At 63.9% G+C, this 12790-nt stretch carries 11 protein-coding genes; 6 read left to right on the top strand and 5 right to left on the bottom strand.

What is annotated here, in order from left to right; translation table 11 throughout:
• Positions 1-246 precede the first annotated feature (246 nt).
• From LMTR21_RS38715 to LMTR21_RS38690, 6 genes are all read left to right on the top strand, one after another.
• On the top strand, positions 247-807 hold the full coding sequence (locus tag LMTR21_RS38715; RefSeq protein WP_065751627.1) for a F0F1 ATP synthase subunit delta: 561 nt from the start codon (positions 247-249) through the stop codon (positions 805-807).
• The gene (gene atpA / locus LMTR21_RS38710) at positions 807-2336 is read left to right on the top strand and encodes a F0F1 ATP synthase subunit alpha (protein WP_065751626.1); all 1530 of its coding nucleotides are present in this window, start codon (positions 807-809) and stop codon (positions 2334-2336) included. Before LMTR21_RS38715 ends, atpA begins: the two co-directional genes overlap by 1 nt.
• A 133-nt stretch (positions 2337-2469) precedes the next feature.
• The gene (locus LMTR21_RS38705) at positions 2470-3348 is read left to right on the top strand and encodes a F0F1 ATP synthase subunit gamma (protein ID WP_065751625.1); all 879 of its coding nucleotides are present in this window, start codon (positions 2470-2472) and stop codon (positions 3346-3348) included.
• Positions 3349-3402: 54 nt separating this feature from the next.
• Positions 3403-4845 (top strand): F0F1 ATP synthase subunit beta, encoded by a 1443-nt coding sequence (atpD, locus tag LMTR21_RS38700; protein ID WP_065751624.1) that lies wholly within the window; start codon positions 3403-3405, stop codon positions 4843-4845.
• Between the two features lie 94 nt (positions 4846-4939).
• Positions 4940-5347, top strand: a complete 408-nt coding sequence (locus LMTR21_RS38695; protein WP_065751623.1) for a F0F1 ATP synthase subunit epsilon — start codon at positions 4940-4942, stop codon at positions 5345-5347.
• Positions 5348-5539: 192 nt separating this feature from the next.
• The gene (locus tag LMTR21_RS38690; RefSeq protein WP_065751696.1) at positions 5540-7174 is read left to right on the top strand and encodes an adenylate/guanylate cyclase domain-containing protein; all 1635 of its coding nucleotides are present in this window, start codon (positions 5540-5542) and stop codon (positions 7172-7174) included.
• Positions 7175-7553: 379 nt separating this feature from the next.
• On the opposite strand, the gene LMTR21_RS38685 is transcribed toward LMTR21_RS38690, so the two are convergent.
• The 5 genes from LMTR21_RS38685 to LMTR21_RS38665 form a co-directional block, all read right to left on the bottom strand.
• The gene (locus LMTR21_RS38685) at positions 7554-8051 is read right to left on the bottom strand and encodes an RNA pyrophosphohydrolase (protein WP_065751622.1); all 498 of its coding nucleotides are present in this window, start codon (positions 8049-8051) and stop codon (positions 7554-7556) included.
• A gap of 50 nt (positions 8052-8101) precedes the next feature.
• Complete coding sequence (locus LMTR21_RS38680) at positions 8102-8608, bottom strand: RNA pyrophosphohydrolase (RefSeq protein WP_057833332.1); 507 nt, start codon at positions 8606-8608, stop codon at positions 8102-8104.
• Positions 8609-8702: 94 nt separating this feature from the next.
• A complete protein-coding gene (locus LMTR21_RS38675; RefSeq protein WP_065751621.1) occupies positions 8703-9890 on the bottom strand; it encodes a divergent polysaccharide deacetylase family protein in 1188 nt (395 codons plus the stop codon).
• Between the two features lie 159 nt (positions 9891-10049).
• Positions 10050-11408 (bottom strand): S41 family peptidase, encoded by a 1359-nt coding sequence (locus LMTR21_RS38670; RefSeq protein WP_065751620.1) that lies wholly within the window; start codon positions 11406-11408, stop codon positions 10050-10052.
• On the bottom strand, positions 11405-12724 hold the full coding sequence (locus LMTR21_RS38665) for a murein hydrolase activator EnvC family protein (protein WP_187399282.1): 1320 nt from the start codon (positions 12722-12724) through the stop codon (positions 11405-11407). The genes LMTR21_RS38670 and LMTR21_RS38665 overlap by 4 nt, the downstream gene beginning before the upstream one ends.
• Between the last annotated feature and the right edge of the window lie 66 nt (positions 12725-12790).

Here is a 12790-nt window from a genome sequence, read left to right as displayed (position 1 = left end):
TCTCAAAACAACCTTCAACCGGGCCTGAAAATCGACATGCGACAAGGCATCGCCCGAACGCGCGGTCATGTTGCACCTGCGCGATTGCTATGTTAGCAAAGCCGCGATTTTACCGATCCCGGCACCTCCATGCCGGTCGAAAATCGAAGTCCCGCTTGAATTCCAAGGGCTTGGATCGCTAGGCGCCGCTACCCGTGGCGACGGTTTTTCCCTTGCGAGTTTGACAGCAAATTAAAGAGCGAGTCTGTGGCTGCTGAAGATCCGTCCGTTTCGGGAGTGTCCGGCCGTTATGCTACGGCCTTGTTCGAGTTGGCGCGCGAGGAGAAATCCATCGACGCAGTAAAGGCCGATCTCGATAAATTCGAGGCCATGCTGAACGAAAGCGCCGATCTCAAGCGCCTCGTCCGCAGCCCGGTCTTCTCGGCAGATGCGCAGGCCAAGGCGCTCAATGCCCTGCTCGACAAGGCCGGAATTACCGGCACTTCCGCCAAATTCCTTAAAGTGTTGACCGCCAACCGCCGGCTGTTTGCCGTGGCCGATGTGATCCGCGCCTACCGTGCGCTGGTGGCGAAGTTCAAGGGCGAGGCGACCGCCGACGTCACCGTCGCCGAACAGCTCAATGAAAAGAATCTCGACGCGCTGAAGACCGCACTGAAATCAGTGACGGGCAAGGACGTCGCGCTCAACGTGAAAGTCGATCCCTCCATCATTGGCGGCCTGGTGGTCAAGCTTGGCAGCCGCATGGTGGATAGTTCGCTTCGCACCAAACTCAATTCGATCAAGCACGCGATGAAAGAGGCAGGCTGATGGACATCCGCGCCGCGGAAATTTCCGCGATCCTCAAGGACCAGATCAAGAATTTCGGCCAGGAGGCTGAGGTCACCGAAGTCGGACAGGTGCTGTCCGTCGGCGACGGTATCGCCCGCGTTTACGGTCTGGACAACGTCCAGGCCGGTGAAATGGTCGAGTTCGAGAACGGCACCCGCGGCATGGCGCTGAACCTCGAAACCGACAACGTCGGTATCGTGATCTTCGGCGCCGACCGTGAAATCAAGGAAGGCCAGACCGTCAAGCGCACCCGCGCCATCGTGGACACGCCGGTCGGCAAGGGTCTGCTCGGCCGCGTCGTCGACGCGCTGGGTAACCCGATTGACGGCAAGGGCCCGATCCAGGCCACCGAACGCAAGCGCGTCGACGTCAAGGCGCCCGGCATCATTCCGCGCAAATCGGTGAGCGAGCCGATGGCGACCGGCCTCAAGGCGATCGATGCACTGATCCCGGTCGGCCGCGGCCAGCGCGAGCTGATCATCGGCGACCGTCAGACCGGCAAGACCGCGATTGCGCTCGACACCATCCTGAACCAGAAGCCGCTCAACGCGCAGCCGGACGAGAACATCAAGCTGTATTGCGTCTACGTCGCGATCGGCCAGAAGCGTTCGACCGTTGCCCAGTTCGTCAAGGTGCTGGAAGAGCAGGGCGCGCTGGAATACTCGATCATCGTCGCCGCCACCGCATCCGATCCCGCGCCGATGCAGTACATCGCGCCGTTCACCGGTTGCACCATGGGCGAGTACTTCCGCGACAACGGCATGCACGCCGTGATCATCTATGATGACTTGTCCAAGCAGGCCGTCGCCTATCGCCAGATGTCGCTCCTGCTGCGCCGCCCGCCGGGCCGCGAAGCCTATCCGGGCGACGTGTTCTACCTGCACTCCCGCCTGCTCGAGCGCGCGGCGAAGCTGAACAAAGACCAGGGTTCGGGCTCGCTGACGGCGCTGCCGGTCATCGAGACCCAGGCCAACGACGTGTCGGCCTACATCCCGACCAACGTGATTTCGATTACCGACGGCCAGATCTTCCTGGAAACCGACCTGTTCTTCCAGGGCATCCGTCCCGCGGTGAACGTCGGTCTGTCGGTGTCGCGCGTGGGCTCTTCGGCGCAGACCAAGGCGATGAAGAAGGTCGCCGGCAAGATCAAGGGCGAGCTGGCGCAGTACCGCGAAATGGCGGCGTTCGCGCAGTTCGGCTCCGACCTCGACGCCTCGACCCAGCGCCTGCTGAACCGCGGTTCGCGCCTGACCGAACTCCTGAAGCAGCCGCAGTTCTCGCCGCTGAAGATGGAAGAGCAGGTCTGCGTGATCTGGGCCGGCACCAACGGCTATCTCGATGCGCTCCCGCTCAACAAGGTGCGCGCCTTCGAGGACGGCCTGCTGTCGCTGCTGCGCGGCAAGAACGCCGACATTCTCAGCGGCATCCGTGACAGCCGCGATCTCTCCGACGATCTCGCCGGCAAGCTGAAGAGCGTGGTCGAAGGTTACGCCAAGGCATTTGCTTAACTGTCATCGTCCCGACCATCCACGTCTTCGGCGTGGATGAAGCAAAGACGTGGATGCCCGGCACAAGGCCGGGCATGACGAATTAAGGGGTTCGCGACCGGGTTGAGAGACAGGTCGCCAGGGTGAACTGAGAATGGCTTCACTTAAAGACATGCGGGTCCGCATCGCCTCGACGAAGGCGACGCAGAAGATCACCAAGGCGATGCAGATGGTCGCGGCGTCGAAGCTGCGGCGAGCGCAGAGCGCCGCCGAAGCGGCCCGGCCCTACGCCGAAAAGATGGATGCGGTGATTTCCAACATCGCCGCGGCTGCCGCCGGTTCGCCTGGCGCGCCGGCGCTGCTCGGCGGCACCGGCAGGGATCAGGTGCACCTATTGCTGGTCTGCACCGGCGAACGCGGCCTGTGCGGCGCGTTCAATTCGGCAATCGTGCGTCTGGCTCGCGAGCGGGCGCTGTCGCTGATGAACCAGGGCAAGGACGTCAAGATTTTCTGCGTCGGCCGCAAAGGCTACGATCAGCTGCGCCGCACCTTCGACAAGCAGATCATCGATCATGTCGATCTGCGCGGAGTTCGCCAGCTCGGCTTCGTCAACGCCGAGGATGTCGCCAGGAAGGTGCTGGCACTGTTCGAAGCCGGCGAGTTCGACGTCTGCACGCTGTTCTATTCGCGCTTCAAGTCCGTCATCGCGCAGATCCCGACCGCCCAGCAGGTCATTCCGCTGGTGGTCGACGAGCCGGCCGCCAATGCCGGTCCGTCGACCTCTTACGAATACGAGCCGGAAGAAGACGAGATTCTGACGCGGCTGTTGCCGCGCAATCTTGCGGTGCAGATCTTCCGTGCGCTCCTGGAAAACAACGCCTCTTTCTACGGCGCGCAGATGAGCGCGATGGATAACGCCACCCGCAACGCCGGCGAAATGATCCGCAAGCAAACCCTGGTCTACAACCGAACCCGTCAAGCCCAGATCACCAAGGAGCTGATCGAGATCATCTCCGGCGCCGAGGCGGTCTAGCGCACGAACCAACCGACGGTCGTTCAAGTACAGAATTTCGAAGGAGAGCAATTCATGGCCACAGCAGCTAACCAGATCGGTCGCGTCACCCAAGTCATGGGCGCCGTTGTCGACGTGCAGTTCGAGGGTCATCTGCCGGCCATTCTCAATTCGCTGGAAACCAAGAACGGCGGCAACCGCCTGGTGCTGGAAGTCGCGCAGCATCTCGGTGAGTCCACCGTGCGCACGATCGCGATGGACGCTACCGAAGGTCTGGTGCGCGGTCAGGAAGTGACCGACACTGGCGAGCCCATCGCCATTCCGGTCGGTGACGGCACGCTCGGGCGCATCATGAACGTCATCGGCGAGCCGATCGACGAAGCCGGCCCGATCAAGTCCGAAGGCAAGCGCGCCATCCACCAGGAAGCGCCGACCTACACCGACCAGTCGACTGAGGCTGAAATTCTGGTCACCGGCATCAAGGTCGTCGACCTGCTCGCGCCCTACGCCAAGGGCGGTAAGATCGGCCTGTTCGGCGGCGCCGGCGTCGGCAAGACCGTGCTGATTCAGGAATTGATCAACAACGTCGCCAAGGCGCACGGTGGTTACTCGGTGTTCGCCGGTGTCGGCGAGCGTACCCGCGAAGGTAACGACCTCTATCACGAGTTCATCGAGTCCAAGGTGAACGCCGATCCGCACAATCCCGATCCGAACGTGAAGTCGAAGTGCGCGCTGGTGTTCGGTCAGATGAACGAGCCGCCCGGTGCCCGCGCACGCGTCGGCCTCACCGGTCTGACGGTCGCCGAGCACTTCCGCGACCAGGGCCAGGACGTGCTGTTCTTCGTCGACAACATCTTCCGCTTCACGCAGGCCGGCTCCGAAGTGTCGGCGCTGCTTGGTCGTATTCCTTCCGCGGTGGGTTATCAGCCGACGCTCGCTACCGACATGGGCGCGCTGCAGGAGCGCATCACCACCACGCAGAAGGGCTCGATCACCTCGGTGCAGGCGATCTACGTGCCGGCCGACGACTTGACCGACCCGGCGCCCGCGACCTCGTTCGCGCACTTGGACGCCACCACGGTGCTGAGCCGTGCGATCTCGGAAAAGGGCATCTATCCGGCGGTCGACCCGCTCGACTCCACCTCGCGCATGCTCTCCCCGCTCGTCGTCGGCGAAGAGCACTATCAAACCGCGCGCATGGTTCAGCAGGTGCTGCAGAAGTACAAGTCGCTGCAGGACATCATCGCCATTCTCGGCATGGACGAACTGTCGGAAGAGGACAAGATCACCGTGGCTCGCGCCCGCAAGGTCGAGCGCTTCCTGTCGCAGCCGTTCCACGTCGCCGAAGTCTTCACGGGTTCGCCGGGCAAGTTCGTCGACCTCGCCGACACCATCAAGGGCTTCCGCGGCCTCTGCGAAGGCAAGTACGACCATCTGCCGGAAGCGGCGTTCTATATGGTCGGCACCATCGAAGAAGCCGTCGAGAAGGGCAAGAAGCTGGCTGCTGAAGCGGCCTAAGGCGCGAATGGCGAATAGGGAGTAGCCAATAGCGCCGCTCCCATTCTTCCCACTCGCTACTCGCTACTCGCTACTCGCTACTCGCAGGTTCTCCATGGCTACCTTCCACTTCGATCTCGTTTCGCCTGAAAAGCTCGCCTTCTCCGGCGAAGTCGATCAGGTCGACATTCCCGGTCTGGAAGGCGATTTCGGCGTGCTCGCCGGACATGCGCCGGTCGTGGCCGCGGTTCGTCCGGGCATCCTGACCATCATCGCCGGCGGCACCCGTGAAAAGGTGATCGTGCTCGGCGGCCTTGCGGAAATGTCGGAGAGCGGCCTCACCGTGCTCGCCGATGTCGCCACCTCGATCGAGGACGTCGACCGCGCGCAGTTCGCCGAGACCATCGCCGAGATGGAAGCGAAGCTCGCCGAAAAGGAAGGCGGAGAGCTCGATCACGCCATCGAGCGGCTCGACCACTACAAGAGCATCCAGATCGAGCTCAACGCCACAGCCATGCACTAAGCCCCGGGGCATCGCTCCGGGGCGGAATGAAGGCCCGGTTGCTATCAGCGCTCGTCACGCCGTGACGGGCGCTTTTTGTGTTGGCCTGAAAGCTTCGCTTCCCCATGCGGGAATGGCTTCGATGGCAAGTTGCGCCGGGGAACTTCTGGCGGCATTCTGCCGCACCGGAACGTGGGGTCGGGGCTGCTGTTCATGAAGCGCAAGATCGCGGCGATTTTTGCGGCCGATATTGCCGGTTACTCCAGACTGGTTGCTGAGGACGAGGAAGAGACGCTGCGTCGCCTGGCGTCCTACCGTCAGGTCACCGATGATTTCATCGCCAAGGGCGGCGGCCGCATTTTCAATACCGCTGGTGATGCCGTGCTCGCCGAATTTCCAAGCGCGGTCGAGGCCATGCGCTGTGCGATCGATATCCAGGAGAGCCTGCGCACCCGTAACATGGCCTACCCGCCCAGCCGGCAGATGGCATTCCGCATCGGCATCACCATCGGCGATGTGGTCGAGCGGGACGGCGACCTCCTGGGCGACGGCGTCAACATCGCCGCGCGGCTGGAGGGCCTCGCCGAGGTCGGCGGCATCTGCGTCTCGCGTGCCGTGCATGAGCAGGTTGCCAACAAGTTGTCGGTGCAGTTCGCCGATATCGGCGCGCAGGAAGTGAAGAACATCCCGACGCCGGTGCACGCCTATATGGTGGCGATGCGCCGCGAGGACGGCACCTACACGACGCCGCAGGTCAAGAAGCCGGCCAAGCCACAAGGCGCCACGCAGCCGAACTGGATGTGGCCGGTTGCGGTCACGGTGGTCGGCCTCGCCGCGATCGGCGTCGGCGGCTTTCTCTATTTCACCAAGCTGGAGACCTCGGCGACCAAGGTCGCGTCTCGCGGCAGCATGGCGAGCCCCGCGCCGGCGCCGTCTGCGATCGCGACCGTGCCTGTGCCTGCAGCCAAAGCCCCGGACAGCCCATCGCCGCAACCGCCGTCGCCATCGGTGGTCGCGTCGGCCGACAAGTTTGTGGCGGCTAGCATTCCCTTCATCAGCGACAAGGCGCGCGCCTCGCTCGCCACCGACTACGCGCCGGCGGCCGACTTCAAGGCGTTCGCGCTCAATGTCGGCGGCTTCCATGCATTCGTCACCGCGCAGCCGAGCGAGGAAGCGGCGAAGAGCGCTGCGGTCGAGCAATGCCAGAAGCGCGCGGAAGCCGCGCAATCGCCGCGCAAATGCGAACTATATGCGGTCGGCGATGCGATCGTGTACGCCCATGGCAAACCGCCGCTGCCGCCATTGCCCTGGGTCCGGCGCGACCCCACAATCGAGCAGCCCTTCGCCGCGAGGAATGTCCCGCTCGCCCGGGACCCCGCCAAGGCTCGGCTTGAAGCGGCCTACGTGCCGGCGCGAAGAAACAAGGCGCTCGCGATCGGACCCGGCGGCGGCGTAGTGTTCTTTCCCATCGCGCTCGAGACGACGGAGGAAGCGGTGCGGCGCGCGCTGGAGTCGTGCGGAGGAATCGCCGGCGTGCCGTGCATGGTCGTCGCGATCAACGATGATTTCGTGGTGCCGATTCCGACCACGCTGAAAGTCACCGGCTTCTTCAGGGCCACCGGCAGCACGATGATATCGGCTGACGCACGCGAGGATGTCGCGCGGCGGATTTCGGAAGCGCAGAGCGGCTGGAACGCGGTCGCGGTCGGCGCGGCTGGCCGGCCGGGACTGGCGTTCAGGGCGGCGAGTGAACAGGCGGCGATCGACGAAGCGCTCGCTGATTGCGTCAAGCGCGACAGCAATTGTCAGGTCATCGGGATTGGCCCGTTTTCGGTCGGGCCGAACTAGTCCATGACGCGCCCGCGCCCAGTTCATCCGACGTCGGCAGTATCCCGGGAGTCCGAACGTCATGCGTCCGTCGGCCGATGGCCAGCAACATGAACAGGTGGCGGTAGCTTTGGTACCGGGCGGCCGGACGGGTGCGTTCCCGCCCGCTGAACATCAGCGTGCCATTCCGGTCATGCACCCGCCATTCGAAACTCCGGCGGCGCTTGGTCACAGTCACGTCGTTCATGTAGGCGAGACACCACGCGTTGCGATTTGTTCCATAACAACTCGTCTGCTGCCATGGTTGCTGTCAAGTGTATACGCGAACGCCCGCCCCAACTATTCCATGAAGCGGGAAGACCGGCCATAGCTCAGAGGTAGCGTATCGCGCCTGATGGGCCTAGCGGGCGAATTCCGCAAACAGCCGGGTCACGGTCCGGTAGACGTCGCGCCGGAAGGGCACCACGAGATCAGCGACGCGTTCCAGCCTTTCCCAGCGCCAGGAATCGAATTCGGCCGGCTGGCCGTTGCGCGGCGTCAGCGGGTCGATCTCCTCGTCGCGGCCGGTGAACCGTAGCGCAAACCATTTCTGCCGCTGACCGCCGAATTTCGCCAGGCGATGGTCGGGCGGACCGTCATAGGGCGGAAATTCGTAATTCATCCAATCGGTCTCGCCGAGGTATTCGGCGCTGACCGCCCCGGTCTCCTCCCAGAGCTCGCGCATCACGGCATCGCGCGGGTTCTCGTCGGCGTCGATGCCGCCCTGCGGCATCTGCCATTCCAGCCCGGGAAGAATGATTTCCGGCCCGTCGTCGCGGAAACGGCGGCCGATCAGCACCTGTCCTGAGCTGTTGAACAGCGCAATTCCCACATTGGGCCGATAGGGTTTGTAGGACATCTCGATGGAAGCACCGGTTCTCGTTGCGAAAAGGCGTCGAGGCGAAAGGACTAACCGCCCGCGAGGCTGGAAAATTCCTTGACCACGCGTTCATAGACCGGCCGCTTGAACGGAACGATCAGGGTCGGAAGATTCTTCATCGGCTCCCAACGCCAGCTCACGAATTCGGCCTTGTGTCCGCCGCCGCCGGGGCTGGCGACATTGATCTCCGCGTCTTTGCCGGTGAAGCGCACCGCGTACCATTTCTGCCGTTGCCCGCGATAACGCCCCTTCCAGGCGCGGCCGGCCACCGTGCGTGGAATGTCGTAGATCAGCCAGTCCGGGACCTCGCCGAGCTTCTCCACCGAGCGGACGCTGGTTTCCTCGTAAAGCTCGCGCTTGGCGGCCTCCCAGGTATCCTCGCCGGGATCGACCCCGCCCTGCGGCATCTGCCAGACATGGGTTTCATCGACATGTTCAATGCCGCCGGCGCGGCGGCCGATGAAGACCAGCCCGGCCGCGTTGATCAGCATCATGCCGACGCAGGTCCGGTAAGGCAGGTCCTCGTAGCGCGCCATTTCCGTCAGCTCTCCCTTGCCTGCATCAAGTCACCCACAATCGGTCTGACTGGCGCAGTCGGGAAAGTCCGGTTCGCCGCCATCAGCTTGATCTCTAGCCTGATTTTGATTTCAGCATCGCCGTTGTCAATGGCACAAGCATGATGCCGCGGCTGTCCAGCGTCTTGATCCAGGCGGCAAGGCGATCGATCGAAATCGGCAGGGCCGAGGCGACGCCCACCGCCATTCCGCGTTCCTTGGCGAGCGTCTCCAGCTTGACCAGCGTCCGGTCGATCTCGGCCGAGGTCGGTACGGTGTCGATGGTAAAATCGGCCTTGGCGAAAGGCATCGATTGCGCCGCCGTGAGCGATCCGGCGGCGCTGCGCGGCGAGGAGCCGTCATCAAGATAGCCGAGGCCGCGCTTGGCCGCCTCGCGGATGATCGGCTGCATCACGGTGTCGGTTGCCGTGAAACGTGCGCCCATGAAGTTGGCAATCCCGGCATAACCTTGAAAGCGGCTGAGGTGCCAGTAGAGCCGGTCGATGTTCTGCTCTGGCGTCAGCGTCGTCAGCAGGGTCTGCGGTCCGGGATCGTTATCGGGATAGTCGAACGGCTCCATCGGAACCTGCAGCAGGATCTCGTGGCGCTGCGCCCGGGCCCGCTCGGCCAGTTTGGCGGGGTCCGCGCCGTAAGGCGTGAAGGCCAGCGTCACGGCCGGCGGCAGTTTCATGATGGCATCGGTGGTCTTGGCGGCGCCGACGCCGAGGCCGCCGACCACAATGGCGATCACCGGCATCCTGGCGGCCTTGATGCGGTCGGCGTCGGCCGCGTAGACCGTGAAGGGCTTGAGGCCGTCGGCCACCACCGGGATCATGCCGTACTTCGACTTTTCCAGCAGCCGCTGATCGATGCCGGCCATCGGGCTTGCCGGCGCGGATTCCGCGCCTGCCTTGTCGCCGGCGTCGCCGCCGATCACGATGTCCTGGCGCTTGCCGCTGGAGCCGTCGATGATGGTGACGGTCTTGTTGTCGCCGGCCGGGGCTTGCACGGGTGCCGATTTCGTAGCCTTCTCGGTGACAGGCTGCTTGTCGTCCGTCGCCGGCGTGCGCAAGGCGATACGGGCGACGGGCTCCCCACCCAGCGGATTATCGACAAAGAGGGCGACGGTCAGGAAGCCGACCAGGAACAGGCCGAGCAGCACCGCCAACGCCTGCATCGCGGTGAACGGCAGTCGAAACCGGCGCTTCTTGCGCTCCGTTTTCTGCCCGAGCGGCGTGCTCAGTTCGTCGGCCGTTTCCGTCATAGACCTCCCCGAATCAACCACGCCGACGATACCACGATGAGCCGGATTCGAGCGCCTGCGCCGGCCCCGCAAAAGCACCGGTCGGCCCGCAGGGGATGGAATGAAAAAGGGGCGGCCCGAGAGCCGCCCCTTTGTTTGTTCTGACGAAAACCCGCCGGATCAGTTCGCCGCCTTGGTGGCGGGCTTGTCGACTGCCGCCTTGTCGCCGGTTGCCGGCGCGCTCGCCGTCGACTTGATGCCGTGCAGCAGGTCGGCCGCGGTCTTCAGCGCCTTGTCGTCCTTGGCATCCGGCGGCACGTAGGACTGCGAGCCGGTCTTTTCGTCGCCGTCATTCTTCAGATGGCCGCGCAGCGAAGCTTCGCCCTTGGTGTCGGTCCGCGACTTCAGCTCATCCGGCACATCCTGCAACACCTCGATATCAGGCACGATACCCTTGGCCTGGATCGACTTGCCGGACGGCGTGTAATAGCGCGCGGTGGTCAGGCGCAGCGCGCCGTTGCCACTGCCGAGTGGGATGATGGTCTGCACCGAGCCCTTGCCGAACGAGCGGGTGCCGACCAGCGTCGCACGCTTGTGGTCCTGCAGCGCGCCCGCGACGATTTCGGAGGCTGAGGCCGAGCCGCCATTGACCAGCACGATGATCGGCTTGCCCTTCGTCAGGTCGCCCGCATGGGCGGCGCGGCGCTGGGTTTCCTCGGCATTGCGGCCGCGGGTCGAAACGATCTCGCCCTTCTCGAGGAAGGTGTCGGAAACCGTCACCGCTTCCTCCAGCAGGCCGCCGGGATTGTTGCGGAGGTCGATGATGAAGCCCTTCAGCTTGTCGCCACCGATCTGATTGGTGAGGTTGCCGATCTCGCGCTTCAGACCTTCGGTGGTCTGCTCGTTGAAGGTGGTGACGCGGATATAGGCGATATCGTCCTGTTCGACGCGTGCACGGACCGAGCGGACGCGGATGTTGTCGCGCACCAGCGTGACTTCGATCGGATTGTCCTGGCCCTTGCGGATGATCTTGAGACGGATCTTGGTGTTGACCGGTCCGCGCATCTTCTCGACCGCCTGGTTGAGGGTGAGACCCTGCACGGCTTCGTCGTCGAGATTGGTGATGATGTCGTTGGCCATGATGCCGGCCTTCGACGCCGGCGTGTCATCGATCGGCGAAACGACCTTGATCAGACCGTCTTCCATCGTGACCTCGATGCCGAGCCCGCCGAATTCACCGCGGGTCTGCACCTGCATGTCGCGAAAACTCTTCGCGTCCATGTAGCTGGAATGCGGATCTAAGCCGGCCAGCATGCCTGATATCGCCGACTCGACCAGCTTGCCGTCGTCGGGCTTCTCGACATAGTCGCTGCGCACGCGCTCGAACACGTCGCCGAACAGATTGAGCTGGCGATAGGTGTCCGAGGTTGCGGCACGCGCACTCGATCCCATCAGCACGGAACGAGGCTGGGTGACGAAAAGCGTCAAAGCCGCACCGGTGGCGGCGCTGAGAAGAATTACAGAAGTCTTGCGCATCATCCGCGAACCTTTTCGCCTTCGTTAGCGGCCCACCATGGGCCTGAGTCGATTGGAGTGCCGTCCTTACGGAACTCGACGTAGAGCACCGGCTGACTCGCGGTCGTCGCGAGAATGGATGCGACCTGGGACGTTGTCCCCATGGTCGCGACCGGCTCTCCCGTAAGTACAAATTGGCCGATGTTTACCGAAATGCGCTCCATCCCGGCGATCAGGACATGATACCCGCCCCCGGCATTGAGGATCAAGAGTTGTCCGTAGCTGCGGAACGGCCCGGCGTAAACAACCCAGCCGTCACACGGTGTTGTGACCTGAGCTCCGGCTCGGGTGGTCAAAGAAATGCCTTTTTCCACGCCACCTGCGCCGTCGGAACCGCCAAAGTCGCGAATCTTGCGGCCATTGACCGGAAAGGCGAACAGTCCCTTCGCAGAAGCGAATGCGATCGCCGGGCTGAGCCGGGCGGGATCTTTCAGAGCCCTCAGATTGGGCTTGCCGCCGGGGGCGGGCGGGGCGCCCTGCAGGCTGGCAGTGGCGGCCGCCTTGGCGGCGCTTTTCAGGTCCTGCTCCATTTTCGTGATCAGGCCCTGCAAACTGTCGACCTGCTTGGACAGGTTGATGGCGCGCGCGCCTTCGGCCTCCATGTCCCTTTCGATCGCGCTCTGCTTGCGCTGCCGCTCTTCCACCAGCGCCGCCAGCCTGATGGAATCGTCCTTCAGCCTGTCCCGGTCCCGAGCCAGGACGTCGCGCTGGTTGGCGATGTCCTTGCGCAGATTCACCAGTTCGGTGAGGTCGGCCGTGAGTTTTTCCGCGCGGCCGCGCAACTCGGGGACGACGGACCCAAGCAGCATGGCCGTGCGCAGCGATTGCAGCGCGTCCTCGGGCCTTACCAACAAGGCCGGCGGCGTGCGCCGGCCGGCCCGCTGCAGCGCCGCCAGCACCTCGACGATTTCGGAACGGCGTGAATCGAGCGAAGCGCGGATCTGCATCTCGCGGCTGTCGAGCGGCCGCAGCCGCCCCTCGGTCTCGCCGATGCGGGTCTCGAGGCTGCGCACCTGCGCGGCGATGTCGATCACTTGCTGGTTGAGCTTGGAGCGGTCCTGTCCGATTGCCGCGATGTCGGCCTTCAGTTTCTGTTGCAACTCGGCTGCCTTGCGCTGCTCCTGGCGCGCCGCCTCCAATTCCTGCTCGCGCTGCTTGAGGGCGTCAGGGGAAACTGCCGTCGCTTGCTGCGTGGGCGCCGTGGGTTGCTGCGCCAGCGCGGGCGATGCCATGGCGAAGCTTGCGGAAAGCAAGATCAGGGGAAACGACACGGCTGACATCCGCGACACGCCGCGATCGGCGGTGCCAGGGTATGAATGAATGTCCCGCGTTGAATGCATCCGGCT

It is taken from the genome of Bradyrhizobium paxllaeri (assembly GCF_001693515.2).
Taxonomy (GTDB): Bacteria; Pseudomonadota; Alphaproteobacteria; order Rhizobiales; family Xanthobacteraceae; genus Bradyrhizobium; species Bradyrhizobium paxllaeri.
The sequence above is the reverse complement of the archived record's forward strand: the minus strand, read 5'-3'. Positions and strand labels throughout refer to the sequence as shown.